This window comes from Pyxidicoccus fallax (assembly GCF_012933655.1).
GTDB classification, from domain to species: Bacteria; Myxococcota; Myxococcia; order Myxococcales; family Myxococcaceae; genus Myxococcus; species Myxococcus fallax.
The window spans coordinates 1-25,268 of sequence record NZ_JABBJJ010000183.1 but is presented as its reverse complement, the minus strand read 5'-3'; the positions used below and the strand labels follow the sequence as shown (position 1 = coordinate 25,268).

Sequence of the window (25,268 nt, the reverse complement as noted above, 5' to 3'; positions counted from 1 at the left end):
CTCCCAACCCGGCCGCCACGCTCCAGCGGCGTCTGGAGCGCCGAGGTGATGGAGGCGCGACGTACCGGCGCGGGGCGGGGGCCTCCACGGGTCGAGCCGGCTCCGGCTCGAAGAGCGGTACATCCGCCTCGGGCCCCGCCTCGTGCGCGGCGGCTTCCAGCACCTCGGCCAGCTCGTGGGCACCGCCACGGGCCTCGGGGCTCACGGAGAGCATCCGGGACGTCAACTCATCCAGCGCCTCGTGGCAGCGGGAATTGAGCGCTCGCGCGGACGGCGGGCCGGCGCCCTCGACGTGCGCGGAAGAGGACGCCGGGGCCTCGCCGGAGGGGTACTCGCCGGTGACGAGCCGGAAGGTGGTGACGCCCAGCGCGAAGACGTCATCCGCCGGTCCGGGCGCGTAGGGGACGATGGGCTCACGCAGGGGAAGCCGCACGGAACGCCAGGCCTCCGGAGAGCGGTAGGCCGGCGTGCCGGGAGGAAACGGCGGCGGGGTGAGGGTGGCTGCGCCAACGTAGTGCCCGGAGCCGAAGTCGGTGAGGAAGACGCGGCCGTCCGCGTCGCTGACGAGCGTGTTGTCGCCCTTGACGTCCCGGTGAACGCCTCCTGCGGCATGCGTCGCCGCCAGGGCCCGCGCGAGCCGGGCGATGACCTGGAGCACCTGCCGCGAGGAGGGGCGGTGCTCCCGTACCCACTCGTACAGCGACACGCCGTCAATCAGCTCCATGGCGAGATAGGGGTAGGCGAGTCCCTCCGGCGGTTGCCAGACGCCATGGTCCACGAGGCGTGGGACGTTGGGGTGGCGGATGCGGGAGAGCAGCTCCACCTCGCGCGCGAAGCGCTCGTCGCGAGGGTGCAGGGCCAGCTTGAGGGCCACGGGGCCGGAGGTCCCCGGCTCCGCGCGGATGGCATGGTAGACGGCGCCGTAGGCCCCCACGCCGCGCCGCTCCAGCACGCGCCAGGGGCCCACCTTCGTTCCGAAGGGAAGGCGCGCGGGATTCAAGAGAGCAGGCTGCATGCGGTGCCTCGCGAACAGGTGCGCGGTTCGATGCCGTGACAGCGGCCCGCTGTCGCTCAAAGCCGCTGATAGCGCTTGCCGTCCGCGGTGATGACCACCTGGACGTCGAAGGTGAGCTTGTCCCGGAACGTGTCGAAGCGCGCGGCGAAGGCGCGGGCCTTGCGTGGGTGCCCCAGCAGTTGGACGAGTTCCGCCTCGTTCACGCTGCCGAACTGCTGCAGGTGGTCGAACACCCTGCCTGCGTCCGGATCGCCCAGCGTCTCGCCCCAGCCGCCCGCGGTCCTGGGCGGCGGCGCGGGGGGGACCACGGGCGCCGGTGCGGGGGCGGCCTCGGCCACGGGCTCGCGTGCCTCCGGCTCCTTGCGCGCCACGGGCACGTAGGAGACAGGGTAGGTGGTCGCCGGGGAGACCTTCATGGCCGGGTCTCCCGACAGCGCGAGCTCGATGGGGAGCCGGTCGTTCACCGCGCCCTCGAGGACGAAGTACACCTCCGCCCATTCGCCCGTCCCCGGCCGCAGGCGGAAGCCCGTGGGCTGGACGACGGCCTCCGCGCCCACCACGTCCTTCACCACCATCCGCACGTCCGAGCCGTCCGCCACCCGCATCATCACGTCCACCGGCTGCGAGCTGGCGAAGTCCAGGGGCGCCTGTCCGCTCCGCCGCGCGGGAACCACTCGCACCTTGAGCCGCTGCACGCCCATGGCCGCGCTGGCGGGCTCGCACTCCAGCGCGAAGCGCAGCCCCGTGTCCGCGGCGGCGCGCTTGCGCGAGACGTGCAGCACCGGGATGACGCGCTCCTGGAGCGAGTTCCCCCCATGCGTAAACGAGCCCGGCGGGCGCCCCGCGTCGTACTCCGCGGTGTCCTCCCGAAACACCAGGAAGCCCGGGGCCTCATAGTGGAGCGCCGAGAGCGGCACGCACAGGTGGCCCGTGTCCGTCCGCTCGGTGTCGCTGAGGACGTAGCGCCTGTCCGCCTGCCCACGCGAGCCGAAGCCCTGCTGCGTCCGGACGCCGCGCTGGAGCAGGAAGCCGTGGTCCGACGTGAAGACGAACTGCTGCACCCCGGCCAGCTCCAGCTGGTGCCGCGCGGCGGCGATGTCGCGGATGAGGCTCCCGAAGATGCGGACGCCGAAGTCGCTCTCTCCGGCCTGGTCTATCTCCGTGCCGTGCACGACGACGAGGGACGCGCGGCGGACCTTGTTCTTCAGGGTGGCGGCCGACAGCTCGCCCACCTCCGCCAGCGAGAGATGGACGGGGTCCTTCCCGGCCAGCCGCGTGCCCATCGCCTTCACCCGGTCGTCGGGGCGCGTGACGGAGGATTCCCTGGTGCGGAAGCCGGTGAAGCGGCCGTCCTTCAGGATGGGGGTGAGCCGGCCGTCGCGCTCGATGGGCGCCAGGACATTCATTCCCACGGAGGTGACGGTGGGCAGCTCGGCCAGCCGGGCGCGCAGGTCCACTTGGACGCCACCGCCCAGCAGCTCGTCGCGCAGCTCTAGGGCCATCTCGAAGCGGAGCGCGTCGAGGAGGAACAGGGCCACCTTCTCGTCCTGGCCCAGTAGCGGCAGGACGGCCTGGTCGAACAGGTTGCGCTGCCGCAGCTCGGGAGGGGGGAGGGCGCCATGCTCGTGGCAGACGCGCGCGAAGTCCCTCGCGAGCTGGTTCGCCCAGTCCGCCCACGCGAAGCGCAGCCGCTCGAAGGCCTGGTCGAGGGCGGTTAGCTCCGGCAGGAGCGGTCCGTACAGCGCGGCGTGGCGCTGCTCGAAGTGGCGGTGGGCCAGGTCCACGGGGGCGGCGGCCTCCGTGTAGCATTGGACGGCCTCCTCCAACCCGGTGACGCGCTCCAGGGGACGTGGGGCGCCTTGCAGCGCGACTCCCAGGCGGGCCGCGTCGCCCACCAGCGTCCACGCCCACTGGCGGGGCACCTCCTGCCGCACCCAGAAGCCCTGGCTCGCCTCGTGGGCCTCGACCCAGCGCAAGGCCTGGGCGTAATCGCCGTCGGCGAGCGCCTGCACCGCGCCCCGGTAGATGGTGAGCGCTTCGAACTGGAAGGTGTCGATGCGGCCCAGGTCCTTCGGCTCGGTGTTCTCCGGGTCGCGCAGCCAGCTCTCCACGCCGAGCGCCCACGTCCGGTATTGCTCCTGTTGCTGCTGGCGGAGGCGGGCGGCCTCCTGCTGGCACCGCTGGACCGTCTTCTCCGGCAGGTCCTTGAGCCGGGCGAGTGCCGGGTGGCGCGGCGGCCGGCGGAGGTCGTGGACGAACTCGACGCAGAGAATCCAGGCGATGACGCCCTCGGTCAGCTCGGGAACGAACTTGAACCACTCGGCGTCGGTGCCGAAGAGCGTCTCGGCGTGGGCACGCAAGGCGGACTGGACTTCCTGGAGATTGGCGGCGTCCGTTCCGGTCAACCGGTTGACGAGCTCCGGGGCGCTCAGGCGCGAGATCGACTCGGCGTGGGTGTCCACCGCTGGCGCGCCGGAGTCAGCAAGCCACGCGTCGGCGGACGCGAGCGACAGCCCGGGAGCGGCCACGAACGCCTCGATGTCCGCCAGGGGGCGGCGCCCGTTGGCGGCATCGGAGACGAGCGAGACGAGGTTCTGCTGGAAGAGGTGCGCGCTCGAATACAGCTCCAGCAGGGGAGTGCCGCGCACCGAGCTGGGGCTCTGCTGCGAGGGGAGGTTGTTGTAGCCAGGGACGTGGACGAGCAGGAGCGGCTTGTCGAGCGGGGTGCCCTCGTTTTCGAGCGCGAGCATCAGCTCCAGGAAGCTGCCTCTGAACGCGAGCACCGGCACCGGGAACCGCCGGGCCTCGAGCCGCTTGCGCAGCTCATCGACGAACGCCGTGTACGTGCCCTCCGCGTCCAGCCAGAGGACGAGCTTCTTGTCGTTCAGCGTGGCGAGGAGCTTCTGTTCGAGGAAGGCGCTGACAGGCCCAGAGGGGGTGCTCATTCCGTCATTGCCTCCTCATCCTCGCCTTCGTCACCCTCGGATTCGGACAGGTCGAGTTCCTCCTGGTCCTGCCTGCGGGCCTTGCGCTCGCGCCGAGCCTGCTCCGCTGCTTCGATTTCACGGGCTCGCGCGGACTGCTGATCGAGGAAGGCGGCGCGCAGGGCGTCCGCGTCCTTCTCCTCCAGCTTGAAGTCCCGGTCGATCTCGTCCTTGAGCCGGAGCTCCCACTGGTAGGCCTTCTCTGGGTGGTACTTCCAGAAGCAGCCGTGGGCTACGGCGAGCGACGGGTCCTTCCGGCACTTCGCGTCCACGCGGTCAGGGAAGTAGCGGGCGGCGAGGTGGGACCAGTCGTAGTCCTTCCGGCCCTTCGCGGTGGCGAGCTCCTTCCACCACTTCTTCGGGTCCTTCCACATGGGCTCCAACAGCGGCCACAGTGCGGCGCTGTTCACCATGACCCCGTCGTCGAGGTCCATGCGGTAGGGCGCGTCCACTTCGCGGGGCGGGGTCTTGTCGTCCGGCGGAGGAGGGCCCTTCTCAGCAACCTCACGCACCTTCTGGATGAACTCCTCCAGTTCCTCTAGCCACTTCTTGTGCTGGGCGTAGTGCCTCTCGGCTTCGGAACGGACCCTCCTGTCCGGAGACTTGCGCGCCTCCTGGAGGTCCACGAGAGCACCCTGGAGCGATTTCTGCTCGGGGAGGAGGTGTTCGGCGAGGAGGATGCTCAGGGTTGAGTCAGTCCACCGATGAATGGAGATGAACGCGACGAATGCCTTCTTTGTGGATGTCAGTGGGAAGTAGATGGGCCGGTTTTCGTAAAGCTTGCGGTGGTAGTCGAAGAAGTCGTCGCGGAGCCATTGGTCGAGCGTTTCGGCGTCGAAGTTAGATGCATGCTGTCTCCACTCGTCCTGCAATCCATGCAGTGAATTCAGACCGAGCTGCGAGCGCTCGGTGCAGAACAGAATCCCATCCTTGAGAGATAGGGGGGGCGCTTTCGACTGAATTCCTTTCCCGTCAGGATCAAACCGGCCAAGCGCAACGCCTAGGCGAAAGGAAAGGTGCTGGACTGGATTTGGCTGAGTTGTGGAATCATGCTGAACGGGTGCGTGTCCGTTACCATCAATCATCTCCCGAGCCCATTGTTGAGTCGCATCCCAGGAATGGGGCGCGGGGGCGCAAAACTCGACTGAGGTCTCCCTTGCCCGCTCAGCCTTCTCAAACTCGGCTGAGAGCGTCGAAACAATCAGCTCCGCATTGACTATTGGGGCTACCGGGAGACGATTGACGTCCGATACTTCGAAATGAAGCGAAGGATTGAGCGACTTCAGTGTGTCGCGTGCGTCGGCGCTATTGAGCAGACAAAGGACCTGCGCGTGCTGTTGCCGAGGTGGAAACACTGAAGAGCCCATTGCACCAAAAACGCCAGGTGACCAGTGCGACCTGGCCGCAAAATCGGCTCCCACTGCGGTAAATGCAATTCCGCGCTGAAAGTAGTGACGCTCGTTCTTGATGTACTGTCCCGGAATTTTGCGCTTGTAGTCGTCAATCCAGACTTTTAACTCAACCGCGTATCGGTGCCAGCGGATGATAAACGACACTGGCTCGAACCAGTGGTTTCCTTCTGCGCCTTTTACATACGGAACCCACGAGGCATTTGGCGGAGGGTGGCGCTCTTCCCTGCTCCAGAACAGGGAGCTTGCGGCGACTTCCCAGGGTTTTCGTAGGAAACGTGTATTGTCTTGAGTCGCGAGCCCACTTGCTGCTGGCGCGACTGCTTTCAGCTTTGGGGCACTTGCGTATTTCTTGAGTCGTTCAGATGTCCACCAGTACAGCAGGGGCTTTGAATCAACTGCGTTGAGATGGGTTACAACGAAATCATGACGCGCCACCTGTGCCAGAGTGGCTGCGCGCTTTCGGGCGGTTCGATTGCGGTCGTACGATTTGTCGCCAAGCGGCGTGGGTTGTATCGCGACGCTATATTCGAGAGAGGGTGGCAACCTGCGAAACACCGACATCGCCGTGGCGAGAACTTCATTTGGGACCTCTTCGAACGCGCCGCGATCGATATCGCCAATTACTCGCAGATCATATGTGTGCAATAGGTGTTCTCGCAGCGCAGTGAACCCGCTCAAGAACATCCAGCTTCTCATCGTCACCATCGCGGACGCACCGCCTGCGCGGCACAGTTCTGGTCCCCGCTCTAGGAACGCGGCATACAGGTCCGCTTTCCCGCGTGGGTAGTGCTTGGAGACGTACCCGGTATTCTTCATCCGCGAAGTGCCCTGGTACGGAGGATTTGCGACGACCAAGTGGTACTCGCCCTCGCGGACGATGCTGGCGAACCGGAGCCCTGCCGTCAGTTGCTGCCCCCGCAGCCGAAGCCCCAGATCCTCTTCACCCGCGTGATCCATCAGGAACGCGTTCAGTCGGCCGAGGATGATCTTCTTCGCATCCTCCTTGCCGATATCAATCCGCTTCTCCGCCCCCACGTCCGCGAACAGCTCTCCCTGCCTGCGCGGCTTCCCGAGCTTGCCCTGGTAGGCCTCAATGGCCCGGTCCACGGCGTCACCGACCTTGAGCAGCGTGCCCAGGTGGTCCACGCCCGCGAGCACATCCATCAACTGCCGGGTCAACTCCGGCGGAATGCCGGTCTCTAGCTCAATGTCCCGCTCCAGCTTCAGCAGCGCCGGGTCCTTCCGATCGAGCGCCGACAGACGCAGCGCGGGAGCAACCAGGTTCACCTGCCGTGGCGAGGCATCCCTCGCGAGCGTGCGCGCCTTGAGGAAGATCGCCGCCGCGGCGATCTGCACCGCGCGCGGGTCGATGTCCACGCCGTGCAGGTTGTTCTCCAGAATCCACTCGGCGATCTGCCGGTCCGACCAGCTCTCGCCTCGGTGCCGGGCCTCTTCCCGGTAGAGTTCCGCGAGCAGGTCAAAAGCCACGACTAGGAAGTGGCCGCTGCCGCACGCTGGGTCCAGCAGCTTGAGTTCCCGGATGGAGGAGGGCGCGTGCTTCACCACCTCTTCAGGCAGGGGCTGGGGCACGTAGTACTTCCACGCCTCCTCCAGCGGCCCGTTGATGGGCATGAGCGCATCCAGCGCGACCTCGCCGGCCTCGCGCTTCTTGCGCCACTCCGCCCGGCGGTCGTCCAGGTCCATCAGGACGCCGTGTTTCTCCACATCCGCCGTCCACCCGTTCTTCCGGCACATCGCCAGCCAGGTGGGGCCGAGCGAGTTGTGGAGCAGCCACTCCACCATGTACCGCTCGGTGAACATCTGCGTCTTCGACGCAATCTCATGCGGCTCCAGCTTCCCGCGCTCGTGCAGCTTCGCATCCAGCGCCTCGCGGTCCGGGTCGTTCCAGTACTGATAGACCCAGCCGAGCGTCATGTCGTCGCGCCACGCCTCCGCCGGCACCTCGTCGAGCGCCTCGATGACCTTGCGCAGCGTGGAGGGCGAAGGAGGGAAGAGGGACGTGAGCCCCACGTCGCCAAACAGGCCGGGGAGGCTCGCCGACAGCTCGTCGAAGAGGAGCTGGAGCAGGAGGCCGTACCCCTGCGTCTCATCGGCAATCAGCCCCGGAGCGAACTCACGGAACTGCTGGTAGCCCCTGCTGCGCCAGCCGCCCGTCACCACCGGCGGCTTGGACAGCTCCACCGCCTCCAGGTGCCGGATGAGCACCAGGCGGTTCAGGAGCGTGGCGCCCGCCTCCTTGATGGCGTTGTCCAGCGCCCGCTCGCGAGCCTCCTTCGTGCCGCCTTCCTCCGCCGCGCGCTCGGTGAGCGCGGACTCCAGCCGGCGCCGCCGCTCGTGCATGGCCTGGGTCAGGCGCGCCTTGGGCAGGGCGAGGTCCAGCAGGTAGCGCTGCTTCGCGTAGGCGAGCAGCTCCTCGCGGAGCACCTCCCGCAGCTCCCGGATGGTCTTCCGGAGCGCGGCCTTCGATTCGGGCGTGAGCCGCGCAGAAGGATTGCTGGTCATCCAAGCCTCACTTTGTGCCCGCGCGCGAGCTGCTGCTTGACGCGCTCACGGATCTCCCCGAGCAGCCGCTCAAGGTCATCCTCGGTCTCGATTTCGCGCCCGCGGAGCTGGAACTCCACCCGGGCCACCGGCTTCTGGTCCTTCGCGGAGACGAGCTCGTCCAGGAGGGCCTCCGCGTCCTCCGCCGCCTTGCCGAGCCGCTGGAGGAAGTCCATGCGCAGCTCGTACAGCGTGGGCGCGGTGGCGTCGGCCGTGCTGCGCGCCAGCGCCTGTCCAATGGGGCGGAACACCTGGTGCGTCTCGTCGTCGTCGAGCTTCTCGAACCCGGCCCGCTGGCGCAGCCGTGCGCGGACGGCCTCGGCCCGCCGCTCCTGGTCCTCCAGGAGCTGCCCGCGCCGGAGCTTGTAGTGCGCGCGGATGCGCTCCAGCGGCGCGTCGATGGCGCCCAGGTCCACCCAGGGCCGCCGCCCGTTGAGCTGGGCCTCCACCGCCTGGATGTCCTCCGCCACCGGGCCCGCGGAGCCGTCCTTCTCCAACTGCCGGGCCAGGTGGTCCCGGACGTCCGCGGCGGCACGGACCCGCTGGACGACGTCCTCGGACAGGTCCGTGAGGAGCCGGTTGAGGAGCTGGGTTCCCTCCTGCAGCGCGGGCAGGGCCTCCTTGAGCGCCCGCACCGTGGGGTCGATGTCACGCACCCGGCGGCAGGACTCCAGCGAGGAGGCCAGCTTCTGGAGCGGCTCCTCCGGCGCGGGCCGCCCCGGGAGCTGGCTGAAGCGCTGCTCCAGCACGCGGAGCCGCTCGCGGAGTGGGGCGAAGTGCTCGAAGACGGCGGCGGCCAGCGCCTCGTCGACGGGCTCCACGTCCTTGCCGAGCAGCTCGAAGAAGCGCCGCATCGCCGTCCGGTCCCTCGGCGTCACCGTGGTGTCGCGGTTGGGGAACAGGCTGGCGCGCTTGAGCTTCGTGATCTGGAGGAACACCTCCCGCGCGCTGGCGTCCATGGGCGAGGTGAGGACCGTCCCGTCCTCCGTCTTCACCTTCACCTTGCGCGCGCGGAGCAGCGCCAGCAGGCACGCGCGGACCACGTCCGCCGGGTAGCCATACGGGGGGCGCGCGAAGTCCTGCAGGAGCACGCTGCCCGCCGTGCCATCGTGCTTGTCCACGTAGGCGAGGATGGCCAGCGGCACCGTGCCCTGGCAGGTCGGCAGGAAGTGTCCTCCGTCCTGGGTGAGGAGGCCCAGGCCCTGGTCGAGGAACTTCGGCGAGACGCCGGCCAGCGCCGGCGCGAGCAGCTGCTCCAGCTCCTTGTCCGTCACCGCCACGTCGGTGTGCTGGGTGTAGAGCTCCGGGAGGCGGGCGCTGCCCACCGAGGACATGATGGTGTTGAAGGTGCTCCCGTAGTCCTTCGCCGGCCGGTGCTCCCCGCGGAAGTAGAGGTCGCCCTCCACGAACGCGCGCTCCACCGCGAGGCGTGCCTTCTTCTCCAGGTCCTCGGCGCGGATCTCCTCGTCGAAGAGCAGCCGCTGCTTCTCCTTGGACATGGACGCCTTGCGGGGCTGGTACCGGGCAATCATCCCCCGGCTCTGGCCGAGTTCCTTCAGCGTGTCCCCGAGGTCGCTCTCCGCCGCCACCCAGACGATGCGGTCCTCGAGCTGCTTCTCGGAGCTGCGCTTGATCCACTCCGCGGTGGAGCGGTCCGCCTTCCCCGAGAAGAAGCGGAAGTCCAGCGTCACCGCGGCCTCGTCGCCCGGGTTGAGGAGCCGCTCGTCCTTCAGCGACCGCCCGTCGGAGAGGAAGGCGGCCCAGTAGAAGGCGCGGCCCTTCATGCGCGGGCGCTCCGGGTCGCGCATCAGCTCCGCCAGCTTCTCGCGCACCAGCCGGTGGCGGTCGTCGATGCCGACCGTCACGTCCTCGCGCTCGCTCTGCCACTCCTGGCCGGCGGAGCTCTGGATTTTATAGCCCTCCTTCTCCGAGAACCCGACCAGGTTGAGGGTGCGCAGCTTCTCCAGCGCCGGCTTCACGTCGTTCAGCGGATTGCCATCCCCGAGCCGCGAGTACAGGCACGCGGCGATCAGCTCCGCGGTGACGCTGACCTTGTCGTTGTTGAGCTCCAGCAGCGCGATGGCCTTGGCCACCCTGCGGGCCCAGACGTCGTCGGCGAGCGCCTGGGTGGAGAGGATGCGCGCCATGGCCGCCTGCATCTCGGAGTCGAACGCGGTCTGCTGGACGTCGTAGATGAGGTCCAGCGTGACGAGCGCGCCCACGTCCCGCGTGGCCAGCTTGTGCTCCCGGAAGAGCTCGCCCAACAGCTGGAGGAGGCCGCGGATGGCGTAGTCGTCGCCCTGGGTGCGGGTGGAGCGCTGGCGGAGGCTGGTGGTCAGCGACATCAGCAGGTCCACCTGGCCCGGGAGCATGGGGTAGACCTCGACGAAGTCCTCCTCGGTGAGGCCACCGCACTCGTAGCCGAACAGCTTGAGCTGCGCGCCGTGCAGGCCGAAGAGGCGCCGCAGCTCCGGCTCGCGGTCGCGGTGCTTCTTCAGCAGGCGCCGGTGGACGACGTCGCGGATGTTGGTGGTGGCGAGGTGGACGCGGAGCGACGGCGGGAAGCGGTCCTTCAGCTTGCCGATGGCATCCGTGGCGGAGGCCTCCTCCAGCTTCTGCTGGCCGGTGGCCAGCAGCCACGCCTTGCCCTTGAGGCGCTGGCCCAGCTCCGAGACGAAGCTCTGCAGCTTGAGCATCCGGTCCTCGTTCTGGTGGACGTACTGGCTGACCTCGTCCACGACGACGAAGAGCGTCTTGCCGGGCGCGCGGCGCGCGAGCATCAGCTCCAGGTTGCGCACCGTCTCCGCGGAGCTCAGGCCCGTGTGGCGCGACGTGCCGACGCGGCTGTCGAACCAGCTCATGGTGCTGGTGTACGTGGCCGGGTCCATCACGCTGATGACGCGGGAGAAGTGCTCATCCGCCCGCGCGGACGTGCGCACCTCGCTCCACTCGCGGCCGAGCGTCCGGCGGGCCACCTCCAGGAAGTGCTCCCACTGCTGGTCCTTCTCCAGGCGCAGCTCGGCGTCCGCCACGAGCGGGTCCGTGCTGTAGCCGAGCCGCTGCTGCACCATCCGGGCAATGGCGGAGTGGATGTGCTCCCCGTCGTTCGCCTCGCCGCCGATGTCGAAGACGACGGCGAGCGGGTCCACCTTGCGCGACAGGTGCTCCCACGCCTCCACCAGCGCCTTGCGGTCCGGTGACTCGTCGCGGGCGAGGAGGGCGTCGGCGAGCGTCCGGCCGTCCGGCAGGACGCGGCCGTCCAGCGCGAGGCCGAGGAGCTTGGCGAAGCTCGACTTGCCGGAGCCGTAGAAGCCGGAGATCCACGAGGCGGGCAGCTCCGGGCCCGGCTTCTTGTCCAGCTCGCGGGCGATGTGCGTGAGCAGGCGGACGTACTGCTCGTGGATGCCCATGGGCACGCGGCGGTGGCGCTCGTCGGACTCGGGGTAGCCGCCGGTGATGATGTACTCGCTCACCTCGTCGGCGAGCTTCTCGGGGCTCTGCTCGTGGAAGTAGACGACCGGCGGGATGTCACGCGTGACGTCGCGAGCGAAGAGGTCGGCGATCTTCAAGACGAAGGACTCCTTCAGGCGTAGATGCGCGGCCGGTAGTCGCGGTCGGGCTCCAGCTCCTGCATGAACGACAGGCCGCCGTCTCGCTGCACACCTGGGTAGAGCAGCACGACGGGGACCTTCTCGGTGCGTCCCCCCAGGTGCTTGAGCAGGGCGGACGTACGGAAGAACGGGTAGAGCGCGCCAATGCGGCCCAGCAGCACCAGCGTGCGGTCCGGGTCGACGGGGTGCTGCTCACGGAAGGCCTTGATGCGCTGCTCGAGGTCGGCCGCCAGTCCGTCCGCCCCGTCGATGTGGCGGGCGAGCGTCTTCCGGAGGTCGTTCATGGCGCGCTCGGGGGAGAGGGCGTGGAGGCGGCGCTCCCGCTCCACCAGGGCCTGGAGCTCCTCCTCGCCGAGCTGGGCACGGAGCCTGTCGAAGAGGACCTGGTGCAGCGCGATGGAGAGCACCGCCCAGTCATTGGATTCGAGCCGGCCCACCAGGGTCCGCAGCCGCTGGCGGAGCTGGAACTCCCTTCGCGGCGGGTAGACGAGGATGGCGAAGTTGTGGTTGCGCATCGTGCTGATGCGCGGGCCGCCCGGGGCGGTCAGGTCGCGCTCGAGCGCGTCGACGGCGCCGTCCACGCCCTCGGTGGAGAAGAGCTCCGCGGTCATCCCATGGCTCCCAGGGGGCTGGCATGCAGCTCCACCAGGGAGCCCATGCGGCGGTAGGTGACGTCGGGAAGCCGGCGCAGGCGGGCGTCCACGGTGTCGTGGGTGAGGCCCACGGAGCGCAGGTAGGGGTTGTCCTCCCAGCCGCCGGTGTGGGTGACGAGCTGGAGGAGGCGGACCAGGTAGCCCAGCGCCTCGTCGGGGACCTGGGGGAACTGCGCGGTGCGGGAGCCCTGGCCGGCGGAGACGAGCCCCGCCTCGTCCGCGGCGCGGATGAGCTTGGTGGCGAAGCCGTAGCGCGTGGCGGGAGCCCACGCGGCGTTGGGGCGCGCGCCGACCCAGCGTGCGACGGTGTCGGAGTCGAACTCCTTGCGGCCCTCGGCGAGACGGGACGGAAGCCAGTCCCCGGTGAACTCGCGGTAGAGCGGATCCGCGAGCTGCAGGTGCCAGTGGCAGATGAGCGGGCGGGTGCCGGGATCCGCCGGACGCCAGCGCCGCAGCGCCGCGAGCGCCTCGGGGTAGGCATCGAAGCGGACCGCGAAGTTGGCGAGCAGGAGCTTCACCCGGGCGAAGCTCTTGTTGCCGAACCAGCGTTCGGAGAACGCACGCTCGACACGGGCCTGCCCGCGGACCTCCGGGTCGACGGCTTCCCAGTAGGCACGTGACTCCTGCACCGCCAGCGTGAGTCGCAGGATGCGCGTGTGGAACGCGGTCACTTCAGCGCCCGGCAAGATTCGCCTCGGAGAGGATGAAGGGGAGAGGGTAGGTCGCGGGGGGCTCGGTCAGCATGACCGCGGCGAACCTCCGCGCCTGGAAGACGGCGCCCTCTCCGTCGTGTGGCTTGAGCTGGCGGCCTTCGGGGGTGACCTTCTTGAAGGAGAGGTCGAGGCCGGGGCTGGAGAGCCGGGAGAGGAGCTCCGCGCGGTTCAGGGGTGCGTCGATGACCTGGAGAAGAGGGAGCACCTCGACGGGAGGGTGGGCTTCGAGCTTGTGGTGCGCGAGCCGCTCGTCCAGGGCCTCATCCAGCTCGAATCCGAAGTGGAAGAGGGTGAGCATGATGTCGGCCCGGGCGTTTTCACGGCGCAGCCGCTCATCGACCCGCAGCGCCGCGCGACGGGCGGCATCCAGCCCCGCCCAGCGTTGAGTGCGGGGGAGTAGGCGGCGCCAGAGGTCGCCACCTCCGTCCAGGTCGATGAGGTCTGTCTTCCACCAGCCGAGCCGGGGATGCTCCCCGCCCGGCGACTCGCCCGCCCACGCGAGCACGAGCTGAAGGGCCAGAATCTCATCCAGTTGGTCAGGGGACAGGCCGCGCGCCATGGCGGCGGTTCTACCAGAACCACGCCGTTACAGGCCGGCAGAACCTTGGACTCAGGGGTTCACCGTGAGTCAGGGTTTCGGGTGGGTAGCGGCCGACATCGGCACGTTCCACAGCTCAGTACAGAGGGCTCAATGCGCCGAGCGCCCGCCGATTGCCGGGAAGCGCTCGTAGACCCGCATGAGCGCGTCCAGGTGGGCGGGGTTGTTCAGACCGCGGTCCACCCGCCGTCGAGGTCGATGACCATGCCGGTGGCGTAGGCGTTCGTCGTGAGGAAGAAGGCGGCGTCGGCCATGTCGTGGACGGTGCCGGGGCGCTTGAGGGGGATGCGGCCCACGAAGGCGCCCATGAAGGCGTCCATCTGCTCGGGCGGCACGCCCCAGTCGAGCGCGGTGTCGCGCGTCAGGCCGGGGGAGAGGACGTTGACGCGGATGCCCCTGGGAGCCAGCTCGATGGCGAGCGAGCGGCCCATGGCGTTGACGGCGCCGCACAGGCCCGCGCCGCCCGCGTAGTTCGGCAGGGCGGCATGGCCGGCGATGCCGGAGTGCAGGAGGATGGAGCTGCCCTGCGCCATCTTCGAGACGGCGTACCGGCAGCAGGCGAGCTGGCCGAAGTACCGGTCGTTGAACAGGTCGCGCCAGGCCTTCATCGGGACCTCCTCCAGCGCGCCGAACACGGCACCGCCCGCCATCGTCACCAGCACGTCCACGCGGGGCACGGAGTCGATGAGCCGCTTCACCTGCTCCTCGTCACCCACGTCCGTCTGGATGCCGCGCGCCTTGGGGCCGAGCTGCGCCACCGCGGCGTCCAGGCGTTCCTTGCGCCGGCCGGCAATCACCACCTCCGCGCCCTCGCGGACGAACCGCTCCGCGACGGCGAAGCCGATGCCCGAACCACCACCCGTGACGACTGCGAGCTTTCCATCCAGCGCGCCCATGTGTGTCTCCAGTTGAAAGGGGAGAGATGCGCGCAGGAAAGCAGGAGGGAGCACCGCCGCACAAACCGGGGCTCCCATCCAGCAAGGAACACGGAAGACCCGGGAGCGCGAGCTTGCGCTTCCCGGGCTTCACGTGCCGTGACTACCAGCCGTTGTTGAACCAGGAGTGACGGAGCGAGGTGTCCGGACCCCGGTAGAAGACGTCGAGGCGCCCGGTGCCCCAGCTCGCCGCGGACGGGGCGGACGTCAGCTCACCGCCGAGCCACTCCCACCCGGACCAGGCGTTGTTGCCGAACCAGCGGTGGTGCAGGGCGTTGTCGGCACCCCGGACGTAGACGTCCAGGTGGCCCGCGCCCCACGACACCGCCGAGGGGCCGCCGACCAGCGTGCCGCCCAGCGACTCCCAGCCGAACCAGGTTCCAGTGTCGTACCACTTGTGGAGGAGTGAGCCGTCGGTGCCCCGCGCGAAGACGTCGATGCGGCCCTCGGCCCAGGACGCCACGGAGGGCTCGGAGGTCAGCTCACCGCCGAGCCACTCCCAGTCGGACCAGCCGTTGGTGCCGAACCAGCGGTGGTGCAGGCCGTTGTCGGTGCCGCGGACGTAGACATCCAGGTGACCCGGGGCCCACGACACCACCGCGGGCTTGCCGACAATCTGGCCGCCCAGCGATTCCCAGCCGGACCAGACTCCGTTGTCGTGCCACTTGTGGATGAGCGAACCGTCGGTGCCCCGGGCGAAGACGTCGATGCGGCCCTCGGACCAGGCCACCGCCGCGGGCTCGGAGGCCAGCGTGCCGCCCAGCGACTCCCAGCCGGACCAGGCGTTGTTGCCGAACCAGCGGTGCCACAGAGCGTTGTCGGTGCCCCGGACATAGATGTCCAGGTGGCCGGAGCCCCACGAGGTCGCGCTCGGGCTTCCGACGAGACCTCCACCGAGCGACTCCCAGGTCACGCCGTAGGTGAGGCGCGCGCCCTCCTGGTCCGTGGCGCTGAGGTTGCCGTTCCCGTTCCACTGCGGATTGCAGTAGTTCATCACCGAGCTCAGGTCCCACGGGCCAATGAGCCAGTCACCCGAGGAGCCCTGCGCGGGCTCGGTGCAGGTGGACGGCCGGTCCGGGCGGTTCTGCTCGTGGGCGAAGCCCATGGCGTGGCCGAACTCGTGCACCGCGATGGCGTCGATGCAGTACTGGAGCTGGCTGCGGCAGGAGGTGCTCCAGTTGTTGAAGGTGAAGTTGAGCACCATGCCCTGGGCCATGCCGTTGAGCCGGTTGCCCAGCGCCTTCACGTGCGGGCCGGTGTCGCTGATGGTGATGCGGATGCCCGAGGACGTGGCGGGGCAGGTGCCCCAGCCGGTGAAGCGCACGCCGGAGCGCGCCTCCCACGTGCGCGCCACCGCGTCGCGCACCCACTGACGCTGCTGCGCGTTGGCTCCCGGGTTCTCCCAGCACACGGGCACGTTCATCGGCCGCCACAGCGTGCTGGACGCCACGTAGAGGTCCGCCGGGTTGCTGCCCAGCGACTCCGCGGGCACGGTGGACGACGCGGTGGGCTCGAGCGGCTCCATTCCCTCGCCGCAGCCAGCCAGCGAGCCCAGCCCCAGTCCCAGCGCGACGAGCAGCGCCGGCCCCCTGTGGGGTGCGTTTCCAATCGACATGTGTCCTTCTCCGTCCGTCCTCCCCCAGGACGGGATCCCCAATGATCCCTGCGTCGAGGGAGAGAGGCGGGCGGGCTTCTGCCAGAAGTTAAACGTGTTTTGCAAGTCCTACTCGTTTTCCCAACCTCGCTGGTCGAGGTGGGACGAGGGGCGAGAACGCGGGTTGGGCGAGCAGCCTGGAGGAGACGGCGACCTCCTGGGGCGGCTCACAGCCTCAGCTCCCACGTCTCACCGACGAGGCCGTGTCCGAAGCTGTGGTGCGGCTCGGAGTGGACGAGGACGAAGCCAGCCTGTTCGTAGACGCGGCGGGCGGCGTGGAGCACGTCGTTGGTCCACAGGCGCACCTTGCGGTAGCCAGCCTCGCGAGCGAAGCGCACGCACTCGTCCACCAGTCGCGAGCCGATTCCGAGCCCGCGCGCGGACGGCTCCACGAGCAGCAGGCGCAGCTTCGCCACCGTCTTCGATTCCTGGACGAGGAACACCGAGCCCACGTTCTCGCCGTCCCGCTCGGCAATCCAGCAGCGCTCCCGCTTCGGGTCGAGCTCCTGGATGAACTTCGCGGCGATGCTGGCGACCAGCGCCTCGAAGCGCTCGTCCCAGCCGTACTCCTGGGCGTACAGCACGCCGTGGCGCTGGATGACCCAGCCCATGTCGCCGGGCCGGTGCTGCCGGAGCAGGTAGGGCGCCTTCTCCGGCTCCATCCTCCCACCGAGCAGCTCCTCGATGGTGTGCATCGCCTCCAACAGGCGCCGCTGGCGGGCGGGGGACAGCCGGGACAGCAGCGCGGAGACCTCCTCGCTGGAGCGCCTGTCGAGCGCGGCGAAGGCGTCCTGGCCCCGCCGCGTCAGTCGGACCAGGCTCTGGCGGCCGTCCTTCTCCGAGGGCTCCCGGGCCACCAGTCCCTTCGTTCCGAAGGCGCGCAGCACGCGGCTGAGATACCCCGGGTCCAGCCCCAGCTCGCGGCTCAGCTCCGCCGCCGTGGGCTTCTCGCGGTTCGCCAGCTCGTAGAGCACCCGCACCTCGGTGAGCGAGAAGTCGCTTCGCAGGTGCCCCTCGTCGAGGATGCCAATCTTCTGCGTATAGAAGCGGTTGAAGTGCCGCACCGCCGCCACGCTCCGCTCACGTGCTCCCTGGGCCATGTCCGGGTCCTCTTGTCCGCGCGTTCCAGTTCGTTGCCATTGTCAATGAATTGGTTGCCAGAGGCAACCATCTGGGCGCCGGCACTCGGCGTGTCAGCCCGTTGCCTTCCGTGCCCTCCCGCGCGGCGGGCGTCCTTCTGGAAACCGGATTGCAGGTGCGTGGCGCTCCATGCTGAGTTGTTCCTCGCGCCTTCGCCGAGCGAACGAAGCATCGGCACTTCCATGTCCCGCGGTCAGCGCCAGCTTGCCGCGTTGCGAGAGTGTATGAATCGTCATGCGTTGCTGAAGCTGGGGCTGTCGGTCGGGGTGCTGGTGTGGCTGGGGTGCGGTGGGGGAGGGGATGACCGGGAGGATGGTGGCACTCCCGAGGACCCCGTGGATGCCAGCGTGGACGCAGGCACCCTCCTTCCGGATGGGGGCACCGATGCGGGCTCCCCGGGGGGCACCGATGCAGGCACCGGCGGCGCCAACGCCACCGTGGCTGGCGCGGTCAGCGTGCCGTACCCGACGCTGCACCACCTGACGGTGGAGTGGCCTTTCAGCGGGGACGCCAACGCCAACGGCGTCGTCACGGTCCGCTACCGGCCCACGGGCGGTATGTGGCGCGACTCCATGCCGCTGCGCCGTGTGCCCGCGGGTGACAACGAGGGGTTCAGCTGGGGCAGCCGGCACTCGGGCAGCGTGTTCGAGCTTCAGCCGGGGACGGCCTACGAGCTGGAGCTGACGCTCACGGACCCGGAGGGAGGGACGCTCACGCGCACGGTGAGCGCCACCACCCGTGCGGTGCCTGCTCCAATGGTGGGGGCTCCGGTCAAGGCCGTGACACCGGCCACCTTCACCACGGTGGCCGCGAGCGCCCAGCCGGGCGACATCCTCCAGCTCGGAGCGGGGACCTACAGTGGCTTCGACTGGTCCAGGAGTGGCGCCGCCGGCAGGCCCATCGTCATCCGGGGCACGACGGGCGCCGTCGTCAATGGGCAGATCAACCTGTTCAATCGGAGCTACGTGCACCTGGACGGGCTCACGGTCAACGGGCGCATCCGCTTCAATGGCTCGAACCACATCGCCATCACCCGCTGCACCCTCAACGCCAGCAGCACCTACGGGGGAGACGGCATCGTGACCTTCCTCCGCGCGGAGAATGCCTACATCGCGGACAACGTGGTGACCGGGCTCACCGCGTGGGCCGAGTCCTCGCTCGGCGTGGACGGCGACAACCTGGGCGAGGGCATCGCCGTCACCGGTCCGGGCCACGTCATCCTTCACAACCGCGTCGCCGGCTTCCGCGATGGCATCTCCCTGCTGGAGGACGACGAGGCCGCCGACCAGTTCAGCATCGACATCCTGAACAACGACCTCGACGGCAACGCGGATGACGGCATCGAGGCGGACTTCTGCTTCCACAACTGCCGCATCCTGCGCAACCGGCTGAGCAACAACTTCATCGCGCTGTCGTCACAGCCGGGCCTGGGTGGGCCGACGTACTTCGTGCGGAACGCCGTCTACAACGCGGTCCACCTGGCCTTCAAACTCTACCGGGGCAGCTCGGGGGACGTGCTGCTGCACAACACCGTGGTGAAGAACGGTGACGCGCTCGGCATCTACGCGGGCCGGCCGGTAGGACGCCTGTACACCCGCAACAACCTGTTCATCGGAGGCCCGGGCGCGAGCTTCAATGGTTACAGCAGCGGCTCGGGGCGCGTGCTGGCGCTCGCCGACCTGGTCACCTCCGGCTCCAGCATGGACCATGACGGGCTGGGCTCCACCACTGGCACCTTCACCGGCACCTGGGGGGGCGCCAGCTTCAACAGCCTCGGCTCGCTGCGCGCCAACACCACGGAGCAGCACGCGGTGCAGGTGGACCTCGGGGTCTTCGCGGCGACGCTGGCCTATCCGGCCGCGCCCATGACGAGGTACGCGGCGCCGGACCTGCGCCTCCGCGCGGGCTCGGCCGCGGAGAATGCGGGCCAGGTCATTCCAGGCATTACCGACGGTTTCAGTGGCGGAGCACCCGACCTCGGGGCCTACGAGGCGGGCGCGGCATTGCCGGTGTACGGCCCTCGCCCCTGAGGGGGTGGGCGGAGGCCGACGCTGACCGGTCAGCTCAGCCGGCCTTCTTCTCCTCGGTGGTCGCGAGGTTCCACGAGTCCTGGAGCGACTGGGGGATGCGGAACGTCACCCGGCCGCCGCCCGTCTCGGAGGAGTGCAGCCCCTCCAGCAACTTGCGCGACAGGGAGGCGGAGATCTTCGCCGCGAACCCCGACTGGTCCTGCACCTCGTCGGACAGGGAGAACATCCACCGCATCGGGCCCATCAGGTGGCGGGTCCAGTCCGTCTTCTCGAGCCCCACGGCGTCAGCCACCGCCTCGCTGCACAGCTCGCGCATCGTCGCCACCACGACGCCGTCCATCATCGTGCCGGGGATGCGCGACTTCAGGAACTCGACGAGCGCCTTGTTCAGCGCGACGCCATCCTCCGAGGGCCTCACCTGACGCTGCTGGATGGCCTCCCAGAGGTGCTCGGCATCTTCCAGGTCGCGCGGCAGCAGGTCGGCGTGGATGCCCAGGAAGTGTCCAATCACCCTCCAGCAGTGGAAGTACGCGTCCTCCTCCTCCCGGGTGAAGTCGAGCCCGAGCTTCGTCAACACCCGGGGAACCAGGGCCAGCGTCAGGAGCGTCGCGACGTGGTCCTCCTGGTTGGCCGGGGTGCCCCACTCGGATGCCCGCCACTTGGGGTCCCTCCCCACGTGGTAGCGGATGGTGGCGTGCAGCAGGCGGATCTTCTGCGCCGTGCGCACCCCGAACCCCTTGGGCCCGAGGCCGCCCTCGGCCATCACGTCGAGGACGAACTGCGCCGTCTCGAGGATGCGGCGGTGCACGTTCTTGTCGATGCCGCCCGTCCAGGTCAGCACCTTGGCCGCCTTGGCCCACCCGTAGCAGGAGGGCAGGGACCAGGTGAAGTAGGCCAGGGTCATCTGCATGCCGTAGCGCGCGAAGAGCCGCTGGCCCAGAACGACCTTCTCCGGGTCGGCCCACTCGGGCCAGTCGTCCGTCTGGTTGAGGTAGTCCTCCAGCGCGTCCGGCAGCTCCGCGGGCACCAGGTGCACGTTCGAGTGGAGGCTCCGCATCATGCGGTTGACGGTCTCCACCTCGTTGTTGGCGAAGACCTGCTGGATGACCGCATCCGCCAGGGGCTCGCCCATGGCGCGGAAGGGTTCGAGCACCTCGTCGGTCCAGCGACCACGGGTGGAAGAAGATGCATTCGATGATGAAGACATGGGGGGGAGGAGTCGACGACGTCGGGGGAAGGTGGATGTGGCGCGCTGACACGTGGCTGACGTGTCAATGACGTGTCCGCCACACAGCGCCGTGGATCAACGACCGGCGCTATTCCGCCCCTTCTTCCCCGCCCTTGCCTTTCCCCTTGCCCTTGCCCTTGCCCTTGCCTTTCCCCTTGCCCTTTCCTCCCTCGCCCCCCGGCCCCGCTTCCGCTCCCTGCTCCGCGTTCGAAGCCTTCTTCATCTGGGAGTCGGCACTGCCCTGCGCGGGAGCGGTCTTGGACTCCGCGGCGGCAGGACTGGCCTGACCCGCGAAAGCAGGGGTCACGACGAGGACCAGAGCCACGACGAGCTTCTTCATGACGAAATCTCCAGGTACGAGCGCCGCGGTGCGAGATGCGACCGCATGCTTCGGAGCACCCAGAGCAGTCTTCATGCCAGCTGTCGTAGGCTCACGCGGGACTGCCGGCTCGGCCTCGAAAGAACCCGCGGGGAGACAGCAGGTGCCGGACTGCCAGTGAGAATTCACCCGCCCGCGCTCGCCCGTTGCCCCGCGACGATGCCGCGGCCCGGCTGACACTCACTCCTGCGCCGCGGGAGCCGCCTCGCGGCTGGCGTAGCGCTCGGCCAGCACCGAGCACACGAGCAGTTGGAGCTGGTGGTAGAACATGAGCGGCAGGACGATGAGCCCCAGCCCCGGATGCGCGCCGAAGATGAGCCGCGCCATCGGCACGCCGGAGGCCAGCGTCTTCTTGGAGCCGCAGAACACGGCGGCAATCTCGTCCTCCTTCACGAACCCCAGCGAGCGCGTCACCGTCGTGCTCAGCGTCAGCACCAGCGCCAGGAAGAGCGCCGCGCCCCCGAGCGTCACCGCCAGGATGCCGCCGCCATAGTTCGTGAACAGCCCCGACTCCACCGAGTCACAGAACGACGCGTAGACCAGCACCAGGATGAACACCCGGTCGAACATGCTCGTGTAGCGCCGGTAGCGCGCGAACCAGCCCCCCAGCACCGGCCGGAGCAGCTGGCCGATGACCAGCGGCAGCAGCAGCAGCCCCGCCAGCTTGAGGATGGCGTCCCCCAGCGAGAGCGACTGCCCCGTCGTCGTCGCCAGCAGGCTGACGATGAGCGGCGTGAGCACGACGCCGAGCAGGCTCGACAGGCTCGCGTTGAAGATGGCCGCCGCCACGTTGCCACGCGCCAGCCCCGTCATCGCCACCGAGGAGGAGATGGTGGATGGCACCGCGCACAGGTACAGGAAGCCCAGGGTCAGGTCGGCCGGGAGCCACCGGCCCACCGCCGCGTCGAGCAGCAGCCACAGCAGGGGGAAGACGACGAAGGTGAACGCCTGCACCACCACGTGCAGCCGCCACTTCATGATGCCGGCCTTCAGGTTCGCCAGCGGCAGCCCCAGACCGTACAGGAGGAACACCAGGAAGATGCCCACGTTGGCGACAACGTCCGCGTGCATCGGCCCGCCTGTTCGGCCGATATCGGGAAAGAGCGCCGCGAGCACGACGGCGGCGACCATTCCCACCAGGAACCAGTCCCGCGCGAGACGCTTCACGACATGAAGGGCCATGGCCCGGCTCAATACTCCGAGCCGCGCGCGACCTCCACCGACTTCACCACGCCTCCGGTCCGAGGGCGCTCACGCGGGGAGTGCTATCGTCGCGCTCCGCCATGACCGTGACCTTCCAGGAGCTGGACCGAGGACTGCTCGACCAGGTGGGCCCCATGTGCGCCCGCGCGTTCGACGACTACCCGTTCCTCGCGGAGCTGTTCCCCGGCGAGTCCTCCCGGCGCGCGAAGGTGTCCTCGCGCTTCTACAGCGCGACCGTCATCGACTGCCTGGAGCACGGCACGGTCCACGCCGCCGTGGATGATGGAAAGCTGGCCGGCGTCGCGGCCTGGCTCCGGCCCGGGGCCTTTCCCCAGTCGCTCGGCCGTCAGGCGCGGTTCCTGCCCACGGTGTGGGCGGGCCTCCGCCACTATCCCTCGCGGGCCCGGCTGGCCCTGCAGGCCCTCGCGCGGCTCGAGCGCTCCCACCCGCATTCGCCGCCGCACTGGTACCTCGCCACCATCGCCGTCGACCCCGCGTATCAGGGGAAGGGGCTCGGCGTCCGGCTGATGAAGCAGGGGCTGGCGTTGGCCGCGGAGAAGGGCGACCCGTGCTTCCTGGAGACGGCGAAGGGCTCCAATCGCGACTGGTACCTGGGCTTTGGCTTCCAGGTGCAATTGGAGGAGCCGTGCTTCGACGGCGGGCCGCCCCAGTGGTTCATGTGGCGACCGCCGGAGGTGCTCGCGGACGAGCCGGCCGCGCGGACTCCCGGCGCGGCGGGGTAGGACGGCGCCCGCTCACAGCCTCATGGGGCCCGGGCTGTGCGGCACCGGCACGCCCTGTCCTGGGGGCGGTAGGGCCAGGGGATGCAGGGCACCGTCGCGCCACGTGACGAAGCACAGGTCGGGGGACTCCAGCGGGCGGTCGAACTCGAAGTGCATGCGCATGGGGCCGACCTCGTTGGAGTCGAGGACGGTGACGTGCAGGCCCTCCATCCGCACCTCGGCCCCGGGAGCCGGTGGCACGTCCCGGTACATCTGTTCCCAGAAGCCGAGCTTGCGCGTGTCCGTCCGCACCACGAGGTCCAGGCCCGTGGCCGACGTGCGCTCCAGGGAGTGGTCGTGGGGCGCGGCGCTGAGCAGCAGGAACCGGCGCGGTGCGCGGCCCTGGAGCAGCATGGCGGCGGGAGCGTAGGTGGCGACGCTGGGGTCGGCCGCCGCCACCATGACGAGGGTGCCTTCACAGGGGGGCGCCTCGCGGGCGATGCGCCACTGCGCGTCCGCGATCTGCCCCAGCCCGAAGCCCGCCGTCATCCGGAACAGCGGCCCGACGACGAACTGCCCGAGCACGAGCCCGACGACCGCGACCTTCAGCAGGCCTCGCGCGAGGCGCGCCCGGCCCGGCTCTCGGGCGGCCTCCCAGCCTCGGACCATGAGCACCGCCCCCAGGGCGCCGCCCGCCAGCAGCGGCACCATCAACACCCGGCCACCGATGACGCCGATGGCTCCTGGAAGGGCCGCCGCCAGCCCCCCGGGCAGCAACCAGCGCAGCGTGCGCCGCTCCTGCTCCGAGAGCCGGCTCCAGACGGAGCGCAGCAGCAGCAGGGCCGCGACGGTGACGAGCGCTCCCCACGCGGCGAAGGCCGGATGCAGGGGCGGAACGGCCGAGGCGGCATCCGAGGGCGTCCCCGCCACCAGCTCGCCGAGGAGGATGAGGATGCGCTCGGCCACGGTGCCGAGGAACGCCACCGGCTCGGAGGCGGGGTCCAGGTACGCGGCGCTGCCCCGCGCGCCGTAGCGCCGGGACGCATAGAAGGCGAGGTACGCCCCCACGAGCACGACGAAGGGCACCAGCGCGAGGACCGCGCGGCGGAAGCCCTCCCGGCGGCCGAACAGCTCATACGCGCCAAGCAGCGCCACCGCGCCCAGCGCCGGCTCACCGCTGAGCAGCGCCACGGCCATCAGCAGCACGGCCAGGACACGGCCGGGCCTCCAGCCGTCCTCGCGGGCGCGAAGCCAGGACGCGAGGGCGAGCAGCCCCAGCGAGCCGGAGATGAGCGGGTGCCGCGCGGCGATCCACGCCACGGGCATCAGGTGCGCCGCGGCGACGGCGTACGCCACGGTGGCCACGCCCGCCTGCGGCGCGGGGAGCAGGCGCCGGTGCAGCCATCCGACCACGGTCACCATGCCCAGGAACCACGCCAGGCTGTGGAGGTGGGCGGGGAAGGGCGCCTGACCGAACAGCCAGGTATCCAGGGTGAGCAGGGCGCTCGTCAGCGGCCGGAAGAAGCGCACGGACAGCCCGTCCGAGGTCCACCACGGTAGGAGTCCCGACTCGCGGAGCCCCGACGGTGGCGTGCCCTCCGTGCCCACGAACTCATAGAGCGTCAGCGGTCCCCAGTCGCCGAACTCGCGGAGCTGCCCGGAGAGGATGAGCCGGTGGAGCAGGTCATCGAGCAGCAGCCCCACGGTCAGCGAGGGCAGTGACACCAGCACGCCGAGCCCCAGGGCCAGGACCCACGAGCGGGGCCATCGCCACCACGCACGAGCCTGGGAAACCTCGGCCTGTCGCGGTTGTTCGTCCGCTCTCGCTCCCGTTGCTGATTCCGACATGAGGGGCTCGCCAACCTGCGTCAGGGAAATCCGAGAGGTGCTGTCGTCTCCACGGGGTAGCCACGTTACACAATCGTCCTTCCAGCGCCGCCCCTTCTCTCCGCGGCGTGCACTTCCGCGCTCCGGATTCGTCGAAGCGGACGGGATGGAGAGCGCGTGGACGTGAAGCTCCACCTGGCGCCCCCGCGGAAACTCCAGCGCAGGGCGCCGGAGGTGGAGGTGCCGCTTCCGGTGCCGCCTTCTTCAGGACAGCCCTGTCCCGCCCACGCATCGAGGGAGCGCACGGACCGGGGACACCCGATGCCCTCCCAAGACTGCCTCCAGCGAGTACGAGCCGGGACATCCGATGCTCTCCTCCCATGACTGCATCGAGGGCGCACGAGCCGGGACTCCAGATGTCCTCCCGTGGCTCCTGGCCCCGCGCGTGTGTCAGGCCCCTGCCTCGGCCACCTACGGCTGGAACGAAGTGCACGCAGCTGGAGGACCCACCAGGTCCTCACCGGGCGTGGGCCCCATCCTCCCTGGCATGTCAGCCCCCTCCGGTAGAAGGGTCGCCGTGGAGGAATGATTCCTCCAGCGAG

At 69.4% G+C, this 25,268-nt stretch carries 17 protein-coding genes; 2 read left to right on the top strand and 15 right to left on the bottom strand.

Annotation, left to right across the window (positions count from 1 at the left end; all coding sequences use genetic code 11):
* The 11 genes from HG543_RS31870 to HG543_RS31825 form a co-directional block, all read right to left on the bottom strand.
* On the bottom strand, positions 1-1,015 hold a 1,015-nt coding region (locus tag HG543_RS31870; protein ID WP_246357439.1), incomplete at its 3' end, for a serine/threonine-protein kinase.
* Positions 1,016-1,071: 56 nt separating this feature from the next.
* Positions 1,072-3,960, bottom strand: a complete 2,889-nt coding sequence (gene pglZ, locus HG543_RS31865) for a BREX-6 system phosphatase PglZ (RefSeq protein WP_169348682.1) — start codon at positions 3,958-3,960, stop codon at positions 1,072-1,074.
* Positions 3,957-7,934 carry a BREX-6 system adenine-specific DNA-methyltransferase PglX gene (gene pglX, locus HG543_RS31860; RefSeq protein WP_169348681.1) on the bottom strand — a complete coding sequence of 1,326 codons (3,978 nt, stop codon included), beginning with the start codon at positions 7,932-7,934 and terminating at the stop codon, positions 3,957-3,959. The genes pglZ and pglX overlap by 4 nt, the downstream gene beginning before the upstream one ends.
* Positions 7,931-11,542, bottom strand: coding sequence for a BREX system P-loop protein BrxC (gene brxC, locus HG543_RS31855; RefSeq protein WP_169348680.1), 3,612 nt, complete (start codon positions 11,540-11,542; stop codon positions 7,931-7,933). The genes pglX and brxC overlap by 4 nt, the downstream gene beginning before the upstream one ends.
* A 14-nt stretch (positions 11,543-11,556) precedes the next feature.
* Positions 11,557-12,195 (bottom strand): BREX protein BrxB domain-containing protein, encoded by a 639-nt coding sequence (locus HG543_RS31850; protein WP_169348679.1) that lies wholly within the window; start codon positions 12,193-12,195, stop codon positions 11,557-11,559.
* Positions 12,192-12,923, bottom strand: coding sequence for a DUF1819 family protein (locus HG543_RS31845; protein WP_211194292.1), 732 nt, complete (start codon positions 12,921-12,923; stop codon positions 12,192-12,194). Before HG543_RS31845 ends, HG543_RS31850 begins: the two co-directional genes overlap by 4 nt.
* The gene (gene brxE / locus HG543_RS31840; RefSeq protein WP_169348678.1) at positions 12,910-13,509 is read right to left on the bottom strand and encodes a BREX-6 system BrxE protein; all 600 of its coding nucleotides are present in this window, start codon (positions 13,507-13,509) and stop codon (positions 12,910-12,912) included. Before brxE ends, HG543_RS31845 begins: the two co-directional genes overlap by 14 nt.
* A 129-nt stretch (positions 13,510-13,638) precedes the next feature.
* Positions 13,639-13,689: a hypothetical protein gene (locus tag HG543_RS55700; protein WP_246357441.1), complete on the bottom strand. Its 51-nt coding sequence runs from the start codon at positions 13,687-13,689 to the stop codon at positions 13,639-13,641.
* Positions 13,690-13,715: 26 nt separating this feature from the next.
* Complete coding sequence (locus HG543_RS31835) at positions 13,716-14,444, bottom strand: SDR family NAD(P)-dependent oxidoreductase (protein WP_169348677.1); 729 nt, start codon at positions 14,442-14,444, stop codon at positions 13,716-13,718.
* Between the two features lie 142 nt (positions 14,445-14,586).
* On the bottom strand, positions 14,587-16,098 hold the full coding sequence (locus HG543_RS31830; protein WP_211194291.1) for a DUF8189 domain-containing protein: 1,512 nt from the start codon (positions 16,096-16,098) through the stop codon (positions 14,587-14,589).
* Positions 16,099-16,304: 206 nt separating this feature from the next.
* Positions 16,305-17,237 carry a bifunctional helix-turn-helix transcriptional regulator/GNAT family N-acetyltransferase gene (locus HG543_RS31825; RefSeq protein WP_169348676.1) on the bottom strand — a complete coding sequence of 311 codons (933 nt, stop codon included), beginning with the start codon at positions 17,235-17,237 and terminating at the stop codon, positions 16,305-16,307.
* Positions 17,238-17,501: 264 nt separating this feature from the next.
* On the opposite strand from HG543_RS31825, the gene HG543_RS31820 reads away from it, so the two are divergent.
* Positions 17,502-19,307 carry a right-handed parallel beta-helix repeat-containing protein gene (locus HG543_RS31820; protein ID WP_246357438.1) on the top strand — a complete coding sequence of 602 codons (1,806 nt, stop codon included), beginning with the start codon at positions 17,502-17,504 and terminating at the stop codon, positions 19,305-19,307.
* 34 nt (positions 19,308-19,341) lie between these two features.
* On the opposite strand, the gene HG543_RS31815 is transcribed toward HG543_RS31820, so the two are convergent.
* The 3 genes from HG543_RS31815 to HG543_RS31805 all read right to left on the bottom strand — a co-directional run bounded on the left by HG543_RS31815 (position 19,342) and on the right by HG543_RS31805 (position 22,096).
* Positions 19,342-20,460 carry an oxygenase MpaB family protein gene (locus HG543_RS31815; protein ID WP_343073484.1) on the bottom strand — a complete coding sequence of 373 codons (1,119 nt, stop codon included), beginning with the start codon at positions 20,458-20,460 and terminating at the stop codon, positions 19,342-19,344.
* Positions 20,461-20,623: 163 nt separating this feature from the next.
* Positions 20,624-20,875: a hypothetical protein gene (locus tag HG543_RS31810; RefSeq protein WP_169348674.1), complete on the bottom strand. Its 252-nt coding sequence runs from the start codon at positions 20,873-20,875 to the stop codon at positions 20,624-20,626.
* 219 nt (positions 20,876-21,094) lie between these two features.
* Complete coding sequence (locus HG543_RS31805) at positions 21,095-22,096, bottom strand: bile acid:sodium symporter family protein (protein ID WP_169348673.1); 1,002 nt, start codon at positions 22,094-22,096, stop codon at positions 21,095-21,097.
* A 101-nt stretch (positions 22,097-22,197) separates the two neighbouring features.
* Here HG543_RS31805 and HG543_RS31800 point away from each other — a divergent pair, with 101 nt between their 5' ends.
* The gene (locus tag HG543_RS31800) at positions 22,198-22,860 is read left to right on the top strand and encodes a GNAT family N-acetyltransferase (RefSeq protein WP_169348672.1); all 663 of its coding nucleotides are present in this window, start codon (positions 22,198-22,200) and stop codon (positions 22,858-22,860) included.
* Between the two features lie 12 nt (positions 22,861-22,872).
* Here the strand turns inward: HG543_RS31800 and HG543_RS31795 are convergent, their stop codons facing one another.
* On the bottom strand, positions 22,873-24,570 hold the full coding sequence (locus tag HG543_RS31795) for a hypothetical protein (RefSeq protein WP_169348671.1): 1,698 nt from the start codon (positions 24,568-24,570) through the stop codon (positions 22,873-22,875).
* Between the last annotated feature and the right edge of the window lie 698 nt (positions 24,571-25,268).